Origin of the sequence: Streptomyces sp. NPDC048269, assembly GCF_040652395.1 — a bacterium.
Lineage (GTDB): Bacteria > Actinomycetota > Actinomycetes > Streptomycetales > Streptomycetaceae > Streptomyces.
On the sequence record NZ_JBEZLW010000074.1, the window covers coordinates 1 to 18,228 of the forward strand.

Consider the following 18,228-nt stretch of genomic DNA (forward strand, 5'->3'; position numbering starts at 1 on the left):
TGGTTGTGGCTGGCGGTGATCACGCTGACACCGACGGCCACCCCCGCCGCCGCGAGCGTGCCCTTGGGGCCCATCGTCACCGCCGCCAGAGCGGGTGTCGCAACCAGCAGCGGGCCGGTGTACACGACGTGCGCGGGCGACGGCCCGCATCCCGCCCGCGCCCCCACGCGCCGCGCCCCCCCACGCGCCGCGCCACACCCTCGCTCCGCGGAGGGGTCCCGCTCTGCTCGGCGACCGTCGCTCCCTCCCCGCTGCCGTCGGCCCGTAGAGGTTAGAAAATGGAGTATGCGCGACCTCCTTGAACGTTTCAGGCGTCGGCTGCTCGGTTGGACCACCAGCTCTTCCTCTCCCTCTCGGCATCCCCGCTCAGGACACCACCAGGAGCATCAGGAGCCCGCCCGGCGCCCCGAGAGAAGGGGGCCGCGGCCGCAGCGTCTGTCCTCCCTGCTGAGCGTGCGCAGTGTGGCCGGCGAGGTGTTCCTCCTGCAGCTGGCCGTCGTGGTGCTTCTCGTCGCCGCCGCGGTGGTGGCGCTCGTGGTGCAGGCCCGCAGCGACGCCATGCTGGACGCCCGGGACCGTACGCTCGCCGCCGCCGGAACGTTCGCGGAATCTCCGGGAATCGTCGCCGCCCTGCGCAGCCCCCATCCGAGCGCGGTGCTGCAGCCGAGCGCCCAGGCGGCCCGGAAGATCGCCGGGGTCGACGGCATCAACGTGTACACGCTCGACGGGGTCACCCTCACCCACAGCGACCCGCGGCAGATCGGGAAGCACGTCGTCGGCCCCTTCTCCAAGGCGGCGGCCGGCAAGACCTTCACCGAGACGTTCGAAGGGTCCCTGGGGCAGTCCGTGGTCTCGGTGGTCCCCGTCAAGGACTCCGCCGGCCGCGTCATCGCGATCGTCTCCTCCCCGGTCACGGTCCAGAACGTCCAGAGCATGGTGAACCGGCAGCTGCCGGTCGTCCTCGGCAGCGCAGCCGCGGTGCTCGCCCTGTCCGCGGGCGGGACGGCTCTGGTGAGCCGTCGGCTGCTGCGCCGGACCCACGGCCTGGGACCGGCCGAGATGACGAGGATGTACGAGCACCACGACGCGGTGCTGCACGCGGTGCGAGAGGGCGTACTGATCGTCGGCGGCGGCGGACGGCTGCTGCTGGCCAATGACGAGGCGCGGCGGCTGCTGGATCTGCCGGTGGACGCGGAAGGGCTCTCCGTCACGGACCTGGGTCTGGAGAAGGGGATCGCCGACCCCATCGCATCGGGCCGTTCCGCGACCGACGAGCTCCACATGGCAGCCGATCGGCTGCTGGCGGTGAACATCCGGCCCACCGCCCCCTACGGGCAGGCCGGGACCGTCGTCACGCTGCGGGACACCACCGAGCTGCGGGCACTCTCCGGCAGGGCCGAGGTGGCCCGCGAGCGGCTGAAGTTGCTCTACGACGCGGGGGTGCAGGTCGGAACGACGCTGAACGTGGAGCGCACCGCGGAGGAACTGGCGGAGGTGGCGGTCCCGCGGTTCGCCGATGTGGTCACCGTCGACCTGCTGGACCCGGTACTGCGCGGCGAGGAGCCGCCCGGAGCGAGCACCGAGATGCGCCGCACCGCCGTCGTCGGCCTTCAGGGCGACCACCCGCTCTCCCCCGTCGGCGAGCTGATCCGGTTCGCTCCCACCGGTCCCATGGCCGCCGGGCTGGCCGGCGGCCATGCGGTCCTGGAGGCGGACCTGCGCGCCACCCACCGCTGGCGGGCCCAGGACCAGGCCAACGCCCTGCAGATCCTGGACCGCGGCATCCACTCCCTGATCGTCGTGCCCCTGCGGGCCAGGGGCGTGGTGCTGGGGATGGCCGGCTACTGGCGGGGGCAGGACTCCCCGCCGTTCGACGAGGAGGACGTGTCCTTCGCCGAGGAGCTGACCGCCCGGGCGGCACTGTCCGTCGACAACGCCCGCCGCTACACCCGCGAGCACACCCTGGCCGTCACCCTGCAGCGCAGCCTGCTGCCCCGGGGCGTACCGGAGCAGTCCGCCGTCGAGGTCGCCCACCGCTATCTGGCCGCCCAGGCCGGAGTGGGCGGCGACTGGTTCGATGTCATCCCGCTGCCCGGCGCCCGAGTGGCCCTGGTGGTCGGCGACGTCGTCGGCCACGGTCTCCACGCCGCCGCCACCATGGGCCGCCTGCGCACCGCCGTGTACAACTTCTCCACCCTCGACCTGCCCCCGGACGAGCTCCTGAGCCACCTGGACGAGCTGGTCGCCCACATCGACACCGACGAGCAGGAGTGGCAGGGGATCACCGGAGCCACCTGCCTGTGCGCCATCTACGATCCCGTCTCGGGGCAGGTGACTGCAGCCACCGCCGGGCATCCGGGCCCCGCTCTGGTCCGCCCCGACGGAACCGTGTCCTTCCCAGAGGTGCCGGTCTCCCCGCCACTGGGCCTGGGCGCGGGTCTGCCCATGGAGACCATGACGGCCACCCTGCCCGAAGGGTCCCGGCTGGCACTCTTCACCGACGGGCTGATCGAGAGCCGCGACCGCGATCCGGACGCGGGCCTGGCAGCGCTGCGCACCGCCCTGGCCGGGCCCGCCCGCACCCCGGAGGAAACCTGCACCGCGGTGATCGAGGCGATGCTGCCCACGAGGCCCAGCGACGACGTCGCGCTGCTCGTGGCCCGCACCTGCCGACTGGACCCCGCGCGGATCGCCGAGTGGGACGTGCGCCCCGATCCTGCGGCGGTGTCCCCGGTTCGCAACGCCTGCTCCCGCCGGCTGGCGGACTGGGGTCTGGAGGACATCGCCTTCACCACGGAACTCATCCTCAGCGAGCTGATGACCAACGCCATCCGCTACGGCACCGAGCCCATCCGGGTGAGGCTGCTGTACGACCGCAGCCTGGTATGCGAGGTCTCCGACGGGTCCAGCACCTCCCCGCACCTGCGCCGGGCCGAGGCCACCGACGAGGGCGGGCGCGGCCTGTTCCTCGTCGCGCAGTTCGCCGAGCGCTGGGGCACCCGCTACACCGCCCGCGGCAAGATCATCTGGAGCGAGCAGGCCCTCCACGACGGGGCCGCACCGCCCGCGATGGACCTCGGGGAGGCGCTCCTGGCCGGGTGGGACGACGAGGGGATCTGAGAACGCGCCGGTAGGGCAGCCGTAGGGAAGACAGCGGACACCACCGTCTGGGACTGCGCCGCCGAGGCCGCCGACCGTACGCTGGCCTCGATCAGTACGCGACCGCCCGTTATGGAGCCTTCGTGCCCGCACCCCGTCTCCGAACAGCCTCCGTCGCCGCCTGCCTGGCCCTCGCGACGGTGCCCCTCGGTGCCTGCGGAGAAAAGCCCACCGCCGCGCCCAGAGCACCCGCAGTGGCCACCTCCGCCGCGGACGCCGGCGGCATGGCAGCACTGACCACAGCGGCGAAGAAGGAGGGCTCGCTCAACACGATCGCGCTCCCGAGCGACTGGGCCAACTACGGCGCACTGATCGACGGCTTCGAGAAGAAGTACGGGATCAAGGTCATGGTGGAGAACCCGGAAGGTACCAGCCAGGACGAGATCAACGCCCTGAAGGAGCACAGGGGCGAGGGCCGCGCCCCCGATGTGATCGACGTGGGGGGCTCGTTCGCGCAGGCCGCGGCACGGCAGGGCCTGCTCGCTCCGTACAAGGTCGCCGCGTACGACGAGATCCCCAAGGAACAGAAGGACCACCGGGCCCGCTGGTACAACAACTACGGCGGCTACATCTCGATCGGCTGTGACGCCAAGCGCGTCAAGACCTGCCCCGCGACCTTCGCCGACCTGCGCAAGCCCGAGTACAAGGGCAAGGTCGCGCTCAACGGAAACCCCACCAAGTCCGGCTCCGCCTTCGCCGGGGTGTACGCGGCGGCCCTGGCGAACGGGGGTTCCTTCGACAACATCCAGCCCGGCATCGACTTCTTCGCCGAGCTCAGCAACAACGGCAACTTCATCCCGGTCGAATCCACCCCGGCCACGATCGCGAAGGGCCAGACCCCGATCAGCATCGACTGGGACTTCCTCAACCTCGGATACGCCGACGGATTCCGCGAGAAGGGCACGGACGTCGACTGGCGGACCGCCATCCCCTTCGACGGCAGCTTCGCCCAGTACTACGCGAACGGGGTGAACAAGGACGCCCCGCACCCCGCGGCGGCACGTCTGTGGCAGGAGTACGTCTTCAGCCCGGAGGGGCAGAACGTCCGGCTCGGCGCCTATGCACGCCCCGTCCTCATGGACGCCATGGAGAAGGACGGCACCCTCGACAAGTCCACCGCGGAGAAACTGCCGACGGTCGAGGGCACGCCTACGTTTCCTACGGAGACGCAGAGGGAGAAGGCCAGACAGACCGTCAACCGCAACTGGGCCGAGGCCGTTTCGGGCTGAGGGCCGGGAGCGGTCCTGGCCAGGCGTGCGCCCGCCCGTCCGGGCCTCACACCTGAGGTGCGCGGGAACCGAGGTCGTGATGCGGTCGGCGGTGACGGCGTCCCCCGCCCTGCCTCACCGAGGGCACGAGCCGGACAAGCGGGTGGTCGGTTCCGAGCCGGGCGCCGCGACGATGATGAACACGGGCGCAAGCGGGAAAGAGGGGCGCCGAGTCCGTTGTCGGCGTCTTCCGCAGAGCCCAGCGGGGAGGCGCGCCCATCCGGTTGAATGAATGCCGTGGCACATGCTCTGGGCTTCACCGAGGAAGACCTGCGCCGGCTGGCGGGGGCGCGCTCCTTCGAGCGGGGACTCGGCTATGTGTCCGCGGTGTCCCGGCTGGAGATCGGGGACGTGGCGATCACCGCAACCGTGGACGGCAGCGAGGCCTACGAGGTCGAGCTGTCCGAGAACGGGGACAGCGGGCTCACCGGCTGGTGCGACTGCCCCTACGGGCAGGAGGGCAACTTCTGCAAGCATTGCGTGGCGGTGGGCCTGGCCGTCCTCGGGCAGGCCGAATCCGTACCGGAGCGACGGTCGGCCGCTGCCTCTCGCAGCCGGCTGCTGGACACCTGGTTGGAGTCCCGCACCCGGGAGGAACTGCTCTCCCTGGTACGGGAACAGCTCGTCGGCGATCGTGACCTGCGCCGCCGCCTCGAACTGCGTGCGGCCACCGCCGGGGAGGACACCGGCATCGCCCGGGAGCGCATCCTGAGCCTCCTCGACACCCGCCCCTTCGCCCGCTACGGCTACGTCGAGTACGCGGACGCCCGCGCCTACGGGCGGCAGGCGGCGGAGGCGGTCACGGCTCTGCGCGCGTTGACGGCGAGCGGCCGGTCGGCGGACGCTGTGGAGGTGGCCCGCGAGGCGCTCCGGACCTTGGGCCGCGCGTACGGGGAGATCGACGACTCGGACGGCCTGATCGGGGACGTCGTCACCGGGCTGGCCGAAGCCCATGTGGAGGCCTGCCGGACCGCCGGGCCCGACCCGGTGGAGACCGCCGAATGGCTGGTGCGCCACCTGCTGGACGAGGCGAACGATGCCATCGACATGGACCCCTTCGACTACCAGGAGGTACTGGGTGAGCCGGGCATGGCCCGGGCTCGCGAACTGGTGGTGGCCGCCTGGCGGGCCAACCCCAAGGGGTGGACACAGAAATACCTCATGGAGCGCCTTCTGAAGTCGGACAGCGGCAGCGTGGACGCGCTGGTCGCCGTCCACGCGGCAGACCTCGCCCCGAACGGCCACACCCACCTGGTGATCGCCGAGGAGCTGGAGGCCGCGGGCCGTGCGGCCGAGGCCCTGGAGTGGGCCGAACGCGGCCTGCGGGAGGCGGAGTCCGACTGGGGGCCGGACGAAGAGCTGGTCACCCTCGTCTGCGAACGGTACGCGCGGGCCGGCCGCCTGGCCGACGTGGTCACGATCCGCCGGGACCTGCTGCGGGCCCGCCCCTCGCTGGCCTCCTACCGGCATCTGCGTACAGCCGCCCGAGCGGCCGGCGCCTGGGAGTGCTCCGAGCGCGCGGGCGCCCTGGAGGTGCTGAAGGCCGCCGACCGGCCCGAGAAGGGAAGCTGGTTCGGCGGCTCGGTGCTGGTCGACGCGCTCATGGACGACGCCGACCTCGAAGCCGCCCGGCAGGCCGCCGCCGACGGCTACGCGGACCAGCGGCAGTGGCTGGCCCTTGCCGACCGGATCCGCGACCGGCAACCGGCCGACGCGCTGACCGTCTACCTGCGCTGGATCGAGCCGCTGCGCAAGCAGACCGGTGACAGCACGTACGAACGCATGGCGGAACTGCTGCTCAACGCCCGCGCCTGCCACCGCCTGCTGGGCACCGAGGCCGAGTTCGCAACCTACCTGGCCGCCCTGCGGGCCGACCAGAAACGCAAGCGGAAGCTGATGGCGACGCTCGACCAGCACGGACTCTGAGTGGTACCCGGCCGTCTCGTGGTGAGGCGGACGTACGGCGTCCTCCGTGTCCGCGCACCGGCACGCCGCTGGAGCCTTCCGCCGTGCGTCACCCGTGGCATACCCCTTCATCCCGGACGGGGACGGCCGGTGTGGGAGGTGACGACGAAGAGTGGGGCGCGATCATGCGCGGCATCCCCCTGGCCGGATGGGCAGCGCCGTGCCGGTCGAGGAGACGGCCGGTGCCGCCTCCTCGCTCTGGGACGCCGTCGTCCGGGTGGCCGAGCCGTTGACCCCCGTGGCCCTGCGGCGGCCGGCCCGGCTGAGCACACCGACAGTTCCGGACTCCGCCACTTCAGGCCCGAGAGGCAGCCCCGTTGACGCCGCCCGCCACCCCGCCGCGCGAGTACCCGTACGCCTTCCACATCGCCCTCGACGGCAACGGCCTCAACGGACTGGAAGGCCGGGCGGGCGTCTGCGTCTTCCGCTACGACCCCGCCACAGGCCGGTACAAGATCGACTACTACGAAGTGGGCCATGGCCTACCTCAAGGAGTACGTCTCGAGATCGACGCCGAACACGGGCAGGTCCTCCGCCACTGGACCGCACCGCGTGAGACCCCGGCGCACATCAACGACCGACGTCTTCACCCGCGGCTCACCGGCCGCGAGCAGCAGGCACTTCCTCGCCGCCCTGCGGGTCTCGCGCCCGACAGCGGGTGCGCATGCCGCAGCTGCGGCAGTACGTCGACGGCCTCCCGTGGTGGCACGACCCCCGACTCGGCTTCCACCACAGCACGCTGATGTCTCCTCCGCGAGTCTGATCAACTGTCACCTGGTTCGGGCGCCACGCCCACCTCTTCCCACCGCTGCTCCATCAGTGTGCCGCCGGGATCCCGCCCCTGGCCGGATCGCGCACATCCGGCGACGGACCTACCAGGCGGTCGAGATGGCCGGCATGCGTGGCCGGTCAGTGCCCTTGCTCCGCGTTGAGCGACTCGTCGAGGGTGACGGCAGCCATGATGAGGGACAGATGAGTGAACGCCTGTGGGAAATTACCCAGTTGTTCGCCACTCGGACCGACCTCCTCGGCGAACAGTCCGACGTGGTTGGCATAGGTCTGCATCTTCTCGAAGGTGTAGCGGGCCTGGGTCACTCGACCTGCCCTGGCCAGCGCGTCGACGTAGAGGAAGGTGCACAGACTGAAGGTTCCCTCCGAACCGAGCAGCCCGTCCGGCGACGCAGCGGGGTCGTAGCGGTAGACGAGGCTGTCGGAGACGAGCGTGCGGTCCATCGCGTCGAGGGTGGAGAGCCAAGCGGGGTCCTGCGGCGCGATGAATCCCACCCTCGGCATGAGCAGCAGGGAAGCGTCCAAGACGTCGCTGCCGTACTGCTGGACGAAGGCGCCCTCCGTGTCGCTCCAGCCGCGTTCCATCACCTGTTCGAAGATGGCGTCGCGCGCCCTGCGCCACCCGTCCACGTCGGCGGGCCTGCGGAAGCGCTCGGCCAGGCTCAATCCGTGGTCGAAGGCAACCCAGGACATCACCCGGCTGTAGGTGAAGTCGCGGCGGCCACCGCGGGTCTCCCAGATTCCCTCGTCCGGCCGGTCCCACGCGTTTGCGAACCAGTCCAGCATCCTGGTCAGCGCCTTCCATCCCCGGTAGTTGGCCTGGTGCCCGATCTCGCGACCCTGGGCCAGCCCGTAGAGGGCTTCGCCGTAGATGTCCAACTGGAGCTGATCGACGGCGCCGTTGCCGATACGGACGGGCGAGGAGCCGCGGTAGCCCTCGAAATGTTCGAGGTTCTCCTCCGGCAGGTCGGGGTTGCCATCGACCCGGTACATCGTCTGGAGCGGTTCTTCCTCCTTGCCTGCGCGCTCATAGAGTCTGTCCACGAGCCAGTGGACGAAGGCCGTGGCTTCCTCGACGAAGCCCAGGTCAAGCATGGCCCGCACGGACAGCGCCGCGTCGCGTACCCAGGTGTAGCGATAGTCCCAGTTGCGCTCTCCCCCGAGCTGCTCGGGCAGGCCCATGGTGGCTGCCGCGATCAGGGCGCCTGTGGGAGAGTAGGTGAGCAGCTTGAGGGTGATGACCGAGCGGTGCACCAGTTCGGGCCAGCGGCCCTTGTAGCGGGACTGGCTCAGCCACTCGTGCCAGAAGCGGGCGGTCTCCTGGAACTGTGCGGTGATCCCGTCGGCCGTGGGGACTTCGGGTGCCGCGCCGCCGGACGCGCAGACGGTGAACACGAGGCCCGCGGATTCACCGGTGCTCAGCGTCACTCTGCCGCGTACGTCCTGACCGTCCTGATCCACAGGGAACGTGGTCTGCAGATGCGCGTCGATCCCCGGAGCCCGGAACAGGGCGCCGTTCTCACCGAGTTCCACCGTGTGATCGGCGCGACCGTAGTCGAAGCGCGGGCGGCATTCGAGCGTGAAGTCGACGGTCCCTCGCACAGCACGCACCCCGCGTACCAGGGTGTGGCGGTCGGTAGCGGTGCGGGTCCGGTCCGGAGGCATGAAGTCGATCACTTCGCCCACGCCCTCCGGCGACATGAACCGGGTCACCAGGATGGCGGTGTCCGGGTAATAGAGCTGCTTGCAGCTTCCATCGGCGTACTCAGGTGAGATCCGCATGTATCCGCCGCCGTCGTGGTCGAGCAGAGCAGCGAAGATGCTCGGCGAGTCGAACCTCGGTGCGGCGAACCAGTCGACGACGCCCTGTGACGAGACGAGAGCGGCGGTCTGCAGGTCGCCCACCAGGCCGTGCTCCGCGATGGGAGGATAGCGATCCATGGCTGCTCCGAAATTTCGAACGGCAAGCAACCCCCTACGTCCACCTTCCGGCAGCCCAGCCCTCTGCGCGCGGCAAAGCGTTCACGGACCGCTCGTACACGATTGCCTGCGCTCGGCTGCCATCCATTCCTCCTGCGGGGCGTTACCGAAAGCCGGACCCACCGGCTGCCGGCCGGTCCCGCTGCCGTCTGCCTTCCTGGACCGCGTTCAGCAGGAGCCGGGCCGCCACGCCCGCAGCAGGCGCACCACGGGGTCACCGGCATGGCGGCGCCGGGGTGTCGCGTACGGGCTGGGCCGGGCGGACAGTGTGCCGCTCCGGCAGCGGGCTTGTGGCGCTCGGACCAGGCTGAAGCCCCCGAGGAGTGGGTGATGACGGCTTCTGGCCTTGACGTCTTCTGGCCTTGACGTCGGGGCGAGGTCACCTCGCCGATCGGCTGGGACGCTCGCCGACCGGTACGGGATGTGGTTCGGGCTTCGGCGTCGCACCGGCGGACCGGGTCCAGCCGCGCCACCGACGTCCAGCGGCGAAGACCGCCGACCGAGCGGATCATCGAGACGAGGGGCTCGGCCGCCCGGTGCGGCATCCGGCCGGCGGCGCCTGCCCCGAAGGACATCGCGGCCATGGGCCAGGAAGAAGGATTTCCATGACGGAGCCGAGTCCTCAACCCGTTGACGGTCCCCACGGTCAGCCGCAGGAGGCGGACCGGCTGCGTGACATCCTCCGCGCTCCCGGCTACCTCAAAATCCTTGCCTTCTCAGCTCTCATCGGCATTCCGGTGTCGCTCATCGCGTTCTGGTTCCTCGCCGGGCTGCACGAACTGGAACACGCGCTGTGGGCGGCTATTCCGCACCACCTGGGTTGGGACACGCCCCCGTGGTGGTGGCCGCTGCCCCTGCTGCTGGTCGCCGGCGTGCTCGTCGGCCTGGTCGCCTCCCGCCTCACCGGCGGGGGCGGCCACATACCCGCGGGCGGCCTGCACGCCGGCGCGACCTCGCCGACCGCGCTGCCGGGCGTGGTGCTGGCCGCGGCCGCGAGTCTGCCTTTCGGCGCGGTCCTGGGACCGGAGGCACCGTTGATCGCCCTCGGTGGCGGCCTGGCCCTGCTCTTCCGGGACCTCACGCGGACCCCGGCGACCCCGCAGACCACCGCGCTGCTGGGCGCGGCCGGAGCAGCCGCCGCCATCGCGGCGATCTTCGGCAACCCCCTGATCGCCGCGGTACTCCTCATCGAGGTGGCAGGAGTGGGCGGCCCCCGGCTCTTCGCGGTCATGCTCCCCGCCCTGCTCTCCAGCGGGATCGGGGCCCTGGTCTTCACCGGCTTCGGCCGCTGGACCGGCCTGGAAACCGGCAGTCTCGGCCTCACGCTGCCCCTCCCCCACCTGGACCCGGCGGACGTGCTCTGGACCGTACTCATCGCCCTCGTGCTCGCCGTGTTCCTGCACCCGGTCCTGGAGGCGGGCCGACGGACAGCGGCATTCGTCTCCGCCCACGTGCTGCCGCGCACCGTCCTGTGCGCGCTGGGCGCAGGGGCCTGCGCCGCTCTCTACGCCCTGGCCACCGGCCACACGCCCGCCGACGTCGCCTTGTCAGGCCAGGCCACCCTCGCCGAGCTGGCCGCCGACCCACACGCCTGGGGCGTCGGTGCGCTGATCGCCATCCTGCTCCTCAAGAGCGCCGCCTACGCCCTCTGCCTGGGCAGCCTGCGCGGCGGCGCCATCTTCCCCGCCGTCTTCCTCGGAGCCGCCGCCGGAGCCCTCCTGGCTCCCCTGCCCGGCCTCGGTGTCGTGCCGGCCATGGCGGCGGGCATGGCAGCGGCCACAGCCACCATCATGCGGCTACCGGTCAGCAGCGTGGTCCTCGTGGTCCTGCTGCTGGGCAGCTCCGCCATGATTCCCCTCGTCATCCTCGCGGCCGTGGTCTCTTTCGTCACCACCGAACTGCTCCCCGCCGGTACGGCGCTGCCATCCGCTCCGAGCGCCGAGGAGCGGGCCGCGGACGCCGGCAGCCCCAAAGCAGCCGGGGCACCGTGACGCAGCTTCGCTCTGCGAATGACCGAAGGTGACCATGAGCGTACTGATCGCCGCGCTGTGGGGAGCGGCAGGAGCCGTCTCCCTGGTCATCGGCGCGTGGGTGGCCGTGCACCGCAGGCCGCCCAGGCACCGAGTCGGGCTGGTGATGGGCTTCGGATCCGGCGCGCTGATCGCCGCGCTGGCTTACGAACTGGTCCCCCCGGGCCACGAGCCCAGCGTGTGGACGTTCGTCGCGCTGGCCGGCGGAGCCCTGGTCTTCTTCTTCGTCGACCGGGCCGCTTCGAAGGGTTCGGCGGACCGGTCGATCGTCGTCGGTGCGCTGCTCGACGGAATTCCGGAATCCCTTGTCCTGGGTATGGGAGTCGCAGCCGGCGGACATGTCAGCATCGCCTTCCTGGCCGCTGTCTTCATCTCCAACATGCCCGAAAGCCTTGGCGCGACCTCGGGCATGCTCGCCTCGGGACGAACGCCTCGTCAGGCCTACCGGACATGGTGGGCCCTGGTCGCGGTGTCCGCAGCGAGCGCCGCGGCCGGATGCGGCATCGTGCAGCTGCTGCCCGAGGCGGACGGACGCTACGCGGAGGCCTTCGCTGCCGGATCGGTCCTGGCCATGCTCGCCAACTCGATGATGCCCGAAGCGTACGAGCGCGGCGGCAAGGCGACCGGACTGCTGACCGTCCTGGGGTTCGCCGTCGCCGGCGCCCTGTCCGCCCTCGAATAGCCAACCCGCCCGGCCGCACGCAGAGCGTCCCCGGCGCCCGCAGCCTCGGTACACACCCCGGTTGCTCGGGCTGCTCGACAGGGCTGGGGCCGGACCAGGTTCGACGGGCGGGCGGACGGCCACGGAACTGCGCGGTACCTTGGAGGGTCGTTCCCACCCTCCGCACACCCGCCCGCCGGTTGGCGGTGTGCCCGCCTGACAGGTCTGTTCCCCTTGCCCCTCTTCGCTGTGCCCATACCCGCGCGGCTGCGCGGCTTCCGCCCGTCCCGGCTGTCGCCGAAGGTGCTGCGCACCGAGGTGCTGGGCGGGCTCGTGGTCGCACTGGCACTGATCCCGGAGGCGATCTCCTTCTCGATCATCGCCGGGGTGGATCCGGCGATCGGCCTGTTCGCTTCCTTCACCATGGCCGTGACCATCGCCGTCGTCGGCGGGCGGCCCGCAATGATCTCCGCCGCCACCGGGGCCGTGGCCCTGGTCATCGCACCGCTGAACCGGGAGCACGGATTCGGGTACATGGTGGCCGCGGTCATCCTCGCCGGGGCCTTCCAGATCGTGCTCGGTGCGCTGGGCGTGGGCAAGCTGCTGCGGTTCGTACCGCGCTCGGTGATGGTCGGCTTCGTCAACTCACTCGCCATCCTGGTGTTCATGGCACAGGTGCCGGAGCTGCGGCACGTGCCGTGGGCCGTGTACCCGCTGCTCGCGGCCGGCCTGGCACTCATGGTGCTCCTCCCGAGGATCACCAGCGCGGTCCCGGCTCCGCTGGTGTCGATCGTGATCCTCACGGTGATCACGGTCGCGGCGGGCATCGCGGTGCCGACGGTCGGCGACAAGGGCGCGCTGCCGTCCTCACTGCCCGTGCCCGGGCTGCCGGACGTACCGTTCACGCTCGGCACGCTGACCACCGTCGCCCCGTACGCCTTCGCCATGGCACTCGTCGGGCTGATGGAGTCCCTGATGACGGCGAAGCTGGTCGACGAGATCACCGACACCCGTTCGTCGAAGACCCGGGAGTCCGTGGGGCAGGGCATCGCGAACATCGTCACCGGCTTCTTCGGTGGCATGGGCGGCTGCGCGATGATCGGCCAGACCATGATCAACGTGAAGGTCTCCGGCGCCCGGACCCGGCTCTCCACCTTCCTCGCGGGCGTGTTCCTGATGGTGCTGTGCATCGTGTTCGGGCCGGTCGTCTCCGACATTCCGATGGCCGCCCTGGTCGCCGTCATGATCATGGTCTGTTTCGCGACCTTCGACTGGCACTCCCTCGCGCCCAAGACGCTGAAGCGGATGCCCGCGGGCGAGATCACCGTCATGGTCGTCACCGTGACGTGCGTCGTCGCCACCCACAACCTCGCCGTGGGCGTCGTCGCGGGGTCCGTCACCGCGATGGTCATCTTCGCCAAGCGCGTCGCCCGGCTCGCCGACGTCACGGCGGTCACGGACCCCGACGGCAGCCAGGTCGTCTACGCCGTCAGCGGCCAGCTGTTCTTCGCCTCGTCCAATGAGCTCGTCGGCCGTTTCGACTACGCCGGCGACCCCGGCAAGGTCGTCATCGACCTGTCCGCCGCGCACATCTGGGACGCCTCGTCGGTGGCGGCACTCGATGCGATCGAGCACCGCTACGCCCAGCGCGGCAAAACCGTGGAGATCACCGGCCTGAACGGCCCCAGCGCCAGCCTGCACAAGACCCTCAGCGGCGAACTCGCCGCAACAGGCTGACACGGGTCGTTCTTACGGATCCGTGACGTGCGGCCCGGTGTCCGGGCCGACGGGGCTGATGCGGCATAGCGTCGGGGCATGCGCGTACTTGTGACTGGAGGAGCGGGCTTCATCGGCTCGCACATCGTCGCCGAGCTGATCGGCCGCGGGCACGACCCGGTGGTCTTCGACCTGGCGGAGGACGGGCGGGACGTACGGGATCCGCATGCCGTGCGGGAGGCGCTGACCGGGATCGACGCGGTCTGCCACCAGGCGGCCAAGGTCGGCCTGGGCAAGGACTTCGGGGACGCCCCCGGCTACGTGTCGGCCAATGATCTCGGCACGGCGGTGCTGCTGGCCGGGATGGCGGAGACGGGCGTGCGGCAGCTCCTGCTCGCCGGGTCGATGGTCGTCTACGGGGAGGGCCGGTACGAATGCCCCGCACACGGCGTGGTCCGGCCCGGCCCGCGCGAGGAGGCCGATCTGGCCGCGGGCCGCTTCGAGCCGCGCTGCCCGGACTGCGGGGCCGAGCTCGCCCCCGGACTGGTCGCCGAGGACGCGCCGATGGACCCCCGGAACGTCTACGCCACCACCAAGCTCGCTCAGGAACACCTCGCGGCCTCGTGGGCACGGGCCACCGGCGGGCGCGTCATCTCGTTGCGCTACCACAACGTCTACGGGCCGGGGATGCCCCGCGACACCCCGTACGCGGGAGTGGCCGCGCTGTTCCGCTCCTCACTCGCGCGGGGCGGGGCACCGCGCGTCTTCGAAGACGGCCGACAGCGGCGGGACTTCGTCCACGTACGGGACGTGGCCGGGGCCAACGCGGTGGCGCTGGAGGCCTTGGCACGGACGCCGGGCTTCGCCGCGTACAACGTGGGCAGCGGCGATCCCCGTACCGTCGGCGACATGGCCGAGGCGCTGGCAGCCGCGTGCGCGGGCCCGGACCCGGTCGTCACCGGCGAGTACCGGCTGGGCGACGTCCGGCACATCACCGCCGACTCGGCGCGCCTGCGCCGCGAACTGGGTTGGCGTCCGGTGGTCCCCTTCGCCGCGGGCATGGCCGAGCTGGCGGCCGGGTCGGAAGCCCGAACTCTTCAGGAGACATAGCGCACCGGCGGCCGCAGGCCACCAGTCGGAGCTTGGTGTGCCGCCCCGCACGGCATCGGACCCGCTTGGTCCCGCACACCGCTCGGTCCCGCACACCCGCCTGGTTCGGCACACCCGCCTGGCTCCGCACACCCGCCTGTCCCGCGCGGCCCGGACAGGGCTCAGCCGGCAGGTGCCGGCAGGGTCAGTTCGAAGCGGCAGCCGCCGGTGACGTTGCGGACATTGGCGTGGCCCGCGTGGGCCTCGACAATGCCCCTGACGATCGCCAGGCCCAGGCCCGCACCCGAAGGAGGGGTGCGGGCCTGCGTGCCCCGCCAGCCGGTGTCGAAGACACGGGGGAGGTCCTCCTCGGGGATGCCTCCGCAGGCGTCCGTGACCGACAGCACCACGGAGTCCGCGCGGAGTTCGGCGGCGATCGCGACCGTACCGTCGGCCGGGGTGTGGCGAATGGCGTTGACCAGGAGGTTCGAGAGCACCCGGGTCATCTCCTTGCCGTCCACCTCCACCGGGAGCGGCGCGACGCCGTCCCCTGCCAGACGGACGCCGTGTTCCCGGGCGAGGGCGTCGGTTCCGGCAAGGGCGTCGCCCACCAGGTCGTAGAGGGACATGCGGGTCGGGCTGAGGGACAGCGCGCCCGCGTGGATGCGGGAGAGCTCGAAGAGGTCGCCGACCATCGAGTTGAGGCGGTCGACCTCGGTGCGCATCTGACGGTGGTAGCGGGCGGGGTCGGCGGCCATGCCGTCCTCCAGCGCCTCCGACACTCGAACTCCCGCAGGGTGAGGGCGAGCTCCTTGCCGTTCTTGCTGACCCGGCGGGCCGCCGGATCCAACGACAGGTCGGCCCCTGCGAGGCGCGGCCCGCCGGCCGGAGCGCCGGCAGTCGCCCGGCGCAGGACCGACTGCACACGGAGGACGAGCTCTCGCGGGCTGAAGGGCTTGGTCACGTAGTCGTCCGCGCCCACCTCCAGGCCCAGGATCCGGTCGTCCTCGTCGCCGCGTGCGGTGAGCATGATGACCGGGACGGGCCGGCTGCCCTTCTCCCGTGCGCGCAGCCGGCGGCAGACCTCCAGTCCTTCCATGCCGGGGAGCATCAGGTCGAGGACCATCAGGTCGGGGCGGCGCTCCTCGGCGGCGCGCAGCGCGGCCGGTCCGTCGGTCGCGAGGCGCACGGCGAAACCGGCCCGCTCCAGGTACCCGGCCACGACCTCCGACACGGTCGGGTCGTCGTCCACGACCAGAACGCTGCCCAGAGCGCCGGCCCCGTCGGTGCCGTCGGCGGCCTGCCGCTCGTCCGCACCCTCCACATTGCTCGCTGCCATGGCTCCAGGTTGTCACCCGTCCGGGCCCCGGCGCAGCGGGCACTCGCCTCATCCGGGACGGCGTCCGCGTTTCGTAAGGTCTGGAACCCCCTTGTCCCGGTCCTTGCTTCCTACGGTGTGGAGGGTGACTTCATCTGCTTGTGCACCGCCGCGCGCGGACCTCGTACTGCCGTGTCTCGATGAGGCGGAGGCGCTCCCCTGGGTGTTGGCGCGGGTGCCCGCCGGGTGGCGGGCCATCGTCGTCGACAACGGGTCGACCGACGGCTCCGCGGACATCGCCCGCAGCCTAGGTGCGACCGTCGTGCACGAGAGCCGCCGCGGTTTCGGTGCCGCCTGCCACGCCGGGCTGCTCGCGGCGCGCGCCGACCTCGTCTGTTTCTGCGACTGCGACGCCTCCATGGACCCCGGGCTGCTCGCCCCCATGGCCGCCCGCGTCGCGGCCGGTGAGACGGACCTGCTGCTCGGCCGGCGCCGCCCGCAGGGGCGCGGCTCATGGCCCGCGCACGCCCGCGCCGGGAACATCGCGCTGGCGCGGATGCTGCGCCGCCGCACCGGACTGCGGCTGCACGACCTCGGACCGATGCGGGTCGCGCGCCGTGAGGCGCTGCTCGGCCTGGAGCTCACCGACCGGCGCAGCGGCTATCCGTTGCAGATGGTCGTACGGGCCGCCGACGCGGGCTGGCGGGTCGCCGAGACGGACGTCCCCTACCTGCCCCGCACCGGGAGGTCCAAGGTCACCGGCACCTGGCGGGGCACCTGGCACGCCGTACGGGACATGCGCAAGGTACTCGCCGAGCCGCCGGGCATCCGGTCCGCGCCGCCCGAGGGGGTCTCCGCATGAGCACCCTCCTCGTCATCGCCAAGGCCCCCGTCGCAGGGCGGGTCAAGACCCGCCTCACCCCGCACTTCACCCCCGAACAGGCCGCCGACCTGGCCCGCGCAGCGCTCCAGGACACCCTCGCCGCCGTAGTCGCCGCCCCGGCCCGGCGACGTGTACTGGTCCTCGACGGGCAGCCCGGGCCCTGGCTGCCCCACGGCATCGAGGTCGTCCCGCAGTGCGCGGGCGGGCTCGACGCCCGACTGGCCGCGGCCTTCGCCCATGCCGACGGGCCGGCCCTGCTCGTCGGCATGGACACTCCGCAGGTCACCCCGGAGCTCCTGGCGCGGGGCCTCGTCTTCAGCGACACCGACGCCTGGTTCGGCCCCGCCGACGACGGCGGGTTCTGGGCGCTCGGCCTGGCCGAACCCGACCCTGCTCTGCTCCTCGGCGTCCCCATGTCCCTGGCGACCACGGGCGAGGTCCAACGGCGGAGGCTGGCCGCCTCCGGGCGGGCGGTACGGGATCTGCCCGAGCTGTGCGACGTGGACACCCCCGCCGACGCGGCGCGGGTGGCGGCCGCCGCACCCGCCACCCGCTTCGCCGCCCTGCACTCCGTCCTCTGCGCGGTCGTGCGATGACCGCCCAGCTCACCGAACCCGCCCTCGCCTGGCGGGCCGACCCCTACGCCGACGCGCTGCGCGCCGGTCAGGGCCCGCTCTACCTGCGGCGCGCCGACGGCTGGCTGCTGCCGCTGGACGTGGAGCGCTGGTGCGCCGAACCCGACGAGGCCGACGCCACCGTCCTGGCCCGCTGCACGGGGCCCGTCCTGGACATCGGCTGCGGCCCCGGGCGACTCGTCGCCACCCTCGCCGCACGCGGGCACCGCGCGCTGGGTGTGGACGTCACCCCTGAGGCGGTGGCCCTGACGATGCGTTCCGGCGGCAGCGCTCTGTGCCGGTCGGTCTTCGATCCGCTGCCGGGCGAAGGCCGCTGGGAGACGGTCCTGCTCATGGACGGCAACATCGGCATCGGAGGCGACCCGGCAGCCCTGCTCCGCCGCGCTGCCCAACTCGCTTCACCGGCCGGCTCCCTGCTGGTCGAGGTGGCCACCGCTGACGTCGACGAACGCGTGGAGGTCCACGTCGACGACGGCCGCGGAGGCCGCGGAGCGCCCTTCTGGTGGGCCCGCCTCGGTACCCGCGCCCTGTGCGACGAAGCAGCGGATGCCGGGTGGACCCGGTCGGTGACCTGGCAGGCCGCAGGCCGTCACTTCGTGGGCCTGCGGCGCCGCTGACCGGGGCACGCGCAGGGGGCTGATGCCTGTCCGGCGGCAGTGCACCAGCATCAATCTCCGCATCGGCGGACGGCCAGTCTGGGTGCGCGCGGAGGACGTGACCGTGCACCTCTCGCAC

12 protein-coding genes and 2 pseudogenes are annotated in these 18,228 nt (G+C 71.8%); 11 read left to right on the forward strand and 3 right to left on the reverse strand.

Features of this window, described 5'->3' with window-relative positions:
• Positions 1-453 precede the first annotated feature (453 nt).
• The 4 genes from AB0D48_RS35595 to AB0D48_RS35610 all read left to right on the forward strand — a co-directional run bounded on the left by AB0D48_RS35595 (position 454) and on the right by AB0D48_RS35610 (position 7,135).
• Positions 454-3,120 carry a SpoIIE family protein phosphatase gene (locus tag AB0D48_RS35595; RefSeq protein WP_362406887.1) on the forward strand — a complete coding sequence of 889 codons (2,667 nt, stop codon included), beginning with the start codon at positions 454-456 and terminating at the stop codon, positions 3,118-3,120.
• Positions 3,121-3,299: 179 nt separating this feature from the next.
• The gene (locus tag AB0D48_RS35600; RefSeq protein ID WP_362406919.1) at positions 3,300-4,388 is read left to right on the forward strand and encodes an extracellular solute-binding protein; all 1,089 of its coding nucleotides are present in this window, start codon (positions 3,300-3,302) and stop codon (positions 4,386-4,388) included.
• A 276-nt stretch (positions 4,389-4,664) separates the two neighbouring features.
• Positions 4,665-6,353: an SWIM zinc finger family protein gene (locus AB0D48_RS35605; protein ID WP_362406890.1), complete on the forward strand. Its 1,689-nt coding sequence runs from the start codon at positions 4,665-4,667 to the stop codon at positions 6,351-6,353.
• A 356-nt stretch (positions 6,354-6,709) separates the two neighbouring features.
• Positions 6,710-7,135: a hypothetical protein gene (locus AB0D48_RS35610; RefSeq protein ID WP_362406893.1), complete on the forward strand. Its 426-nt coding sequence runs from the start codon at positions 6,710-6,712 to the stop codon at positions 7,133-7,135.
• A gap of 166 nt (positions 7,136-7,301) precedes the next feature.
• Here AB0D48_RS35610 and AB0D48_RS35615 read toward each other — a convergent pair whose 3' ends face one another.
• A complete protein-coding gene (locus AB0D48_RS35615; protein ID WP_362406896.1) occupies positions 7,302-9,122 on the reverse strand; it encodes a glycoside hydrolase family 15 protein in 1,821 nt (606 codons plus the stop codon).
• A 644-nt stretch (positions 9,123-9,766) separates the two neighbouring features.
• Here AB0D48_RS35615 and AB0D48_RS35620 point away from each other — a divergent pair.
• The 4 genes from AB0D48_RS35620 (at position 9,767) to AB0D48_RS35635 (ending at position 14,678) form a co-directional block, all read left to right on the forward strand.
• Entirely contained in the window at positions 9,767-11,152 is a 1,386-nt protein-coding gene (locus tag AB0D48_RS35620; RefSeq protein ID WP_362406899.1) for a chloride channel protein, read from the forward strand.
• A 34-nt stretch (positions 11,153-11,186) separates the two neighbouring features.
• On the forward strand, positions 11,187-11,873 hold the full coding sequence (locus AB0D48_RS35625; RefSeq protein WP_362406902.1) for a hypothetical protein: 687 nt from the start codon (positions 11,187-11,189) through the stop codon (positions 11,871-11,873).
• Between the two features lie 228 nt (positions 11,874-12,101).
• The gene (locus AB0D48_RS35630) at positions 12,102-13,589 is read left to right on the forward strand and encodes a SulP family inorganic anion transporter (RefSeq protein ID WP_362406904.1); all 1,488 of its coding nucleotides are present in this window, start codon (positions 12,102-12,104) and stop codon (positions 13,587-13,589) included.
• A gap of 78 nt (positions 13,590-13,667) precedes the next feature.
• Entirely contained in the window at positions 13,668-14,678 is a 1,011-nt protein-coding gene (locus AB0D48_RS35635; protein WP_362406907.1) for an NAD-dependent epimerase/dehydratase family protein, read from the forward strand.
• Positions 14,679-14,839: 161 nt separating this feature from the next.
• Here AB0D48_RS35635 and AB0D48_RS35640 read toward each other — a convergent pair.
• Both AB0D48_RS35640 and AB0D48_RS35645 read right to left on the reverse strand, forming a co-directional pair.
• Positions 14,840-15,451, reverse strand: a pseudogene (locus AB0D48_RS35640) (HAMP domain-containing sensor histidine kinase); the annotation flags it as partial.
• Positions 15,439-15,927, reverse strand: a pseudogene (locus AB0D48_RS35645) (response regulator transcription factor); the annotation flags it as partial. The pseudogenes AB0D48_RS35640 and AB0D48_RS35645, both read right to left, overlap by 13 nt.
• 193 nt (positions 15,928-16,120) lie before the next feature.
• On the opposite strand from AB0D48_RS35645, the gene AB0D48_RS35650 reads away from it, so the two are divergent.
• From AB0D48_RS35650 to AB0D48_RS35660, 3 genes are read left to right on the forward strand one after another with little or no spacing between them, the layout of a single operon-like run.
• Positions 16,121-16,837, forward strand: coding sequence for a glycosyltransferase family 2 protein (locus AB0D48_RS35650; protein WP_362406910.1), 717 nt, complete (start codon positions 16,121-16,123; stop codon positions 16,835-16,837).
• The gene (locus AB0D48_RS35655) at positions 16,834-17,454 is read left to right on the forward strand and encodes a DUF2064 domain-containing protein (protein WP_362406913.1); all 621 of its coding nucleotides are present in this window, start codon (positions 16,834-16,836) and stop codon (positions 17,452-17,454) included. The genes AB0D48_RS35650 and AB0D48_RS35655 overlap by 4 nt, the downstream gene beginning before the upstream one ends.
• Entirely contained in the window at positions 17,451-18,110 is a 660-nt protein-coding gene (locus AB0D48_RS35660; RefSeq protein ID WP_362406916.1) for a methyltransferase domain-containing protein, read from the forward strand. The genes AB0D48_RS35655 and AB0D48_RS35660 overlap by 4 nt, the downstream gene beginning before the upstream one ends.
• The last annotated feature ends 118 nt before the right edge of the window (positions 18,111-18,228 follow it).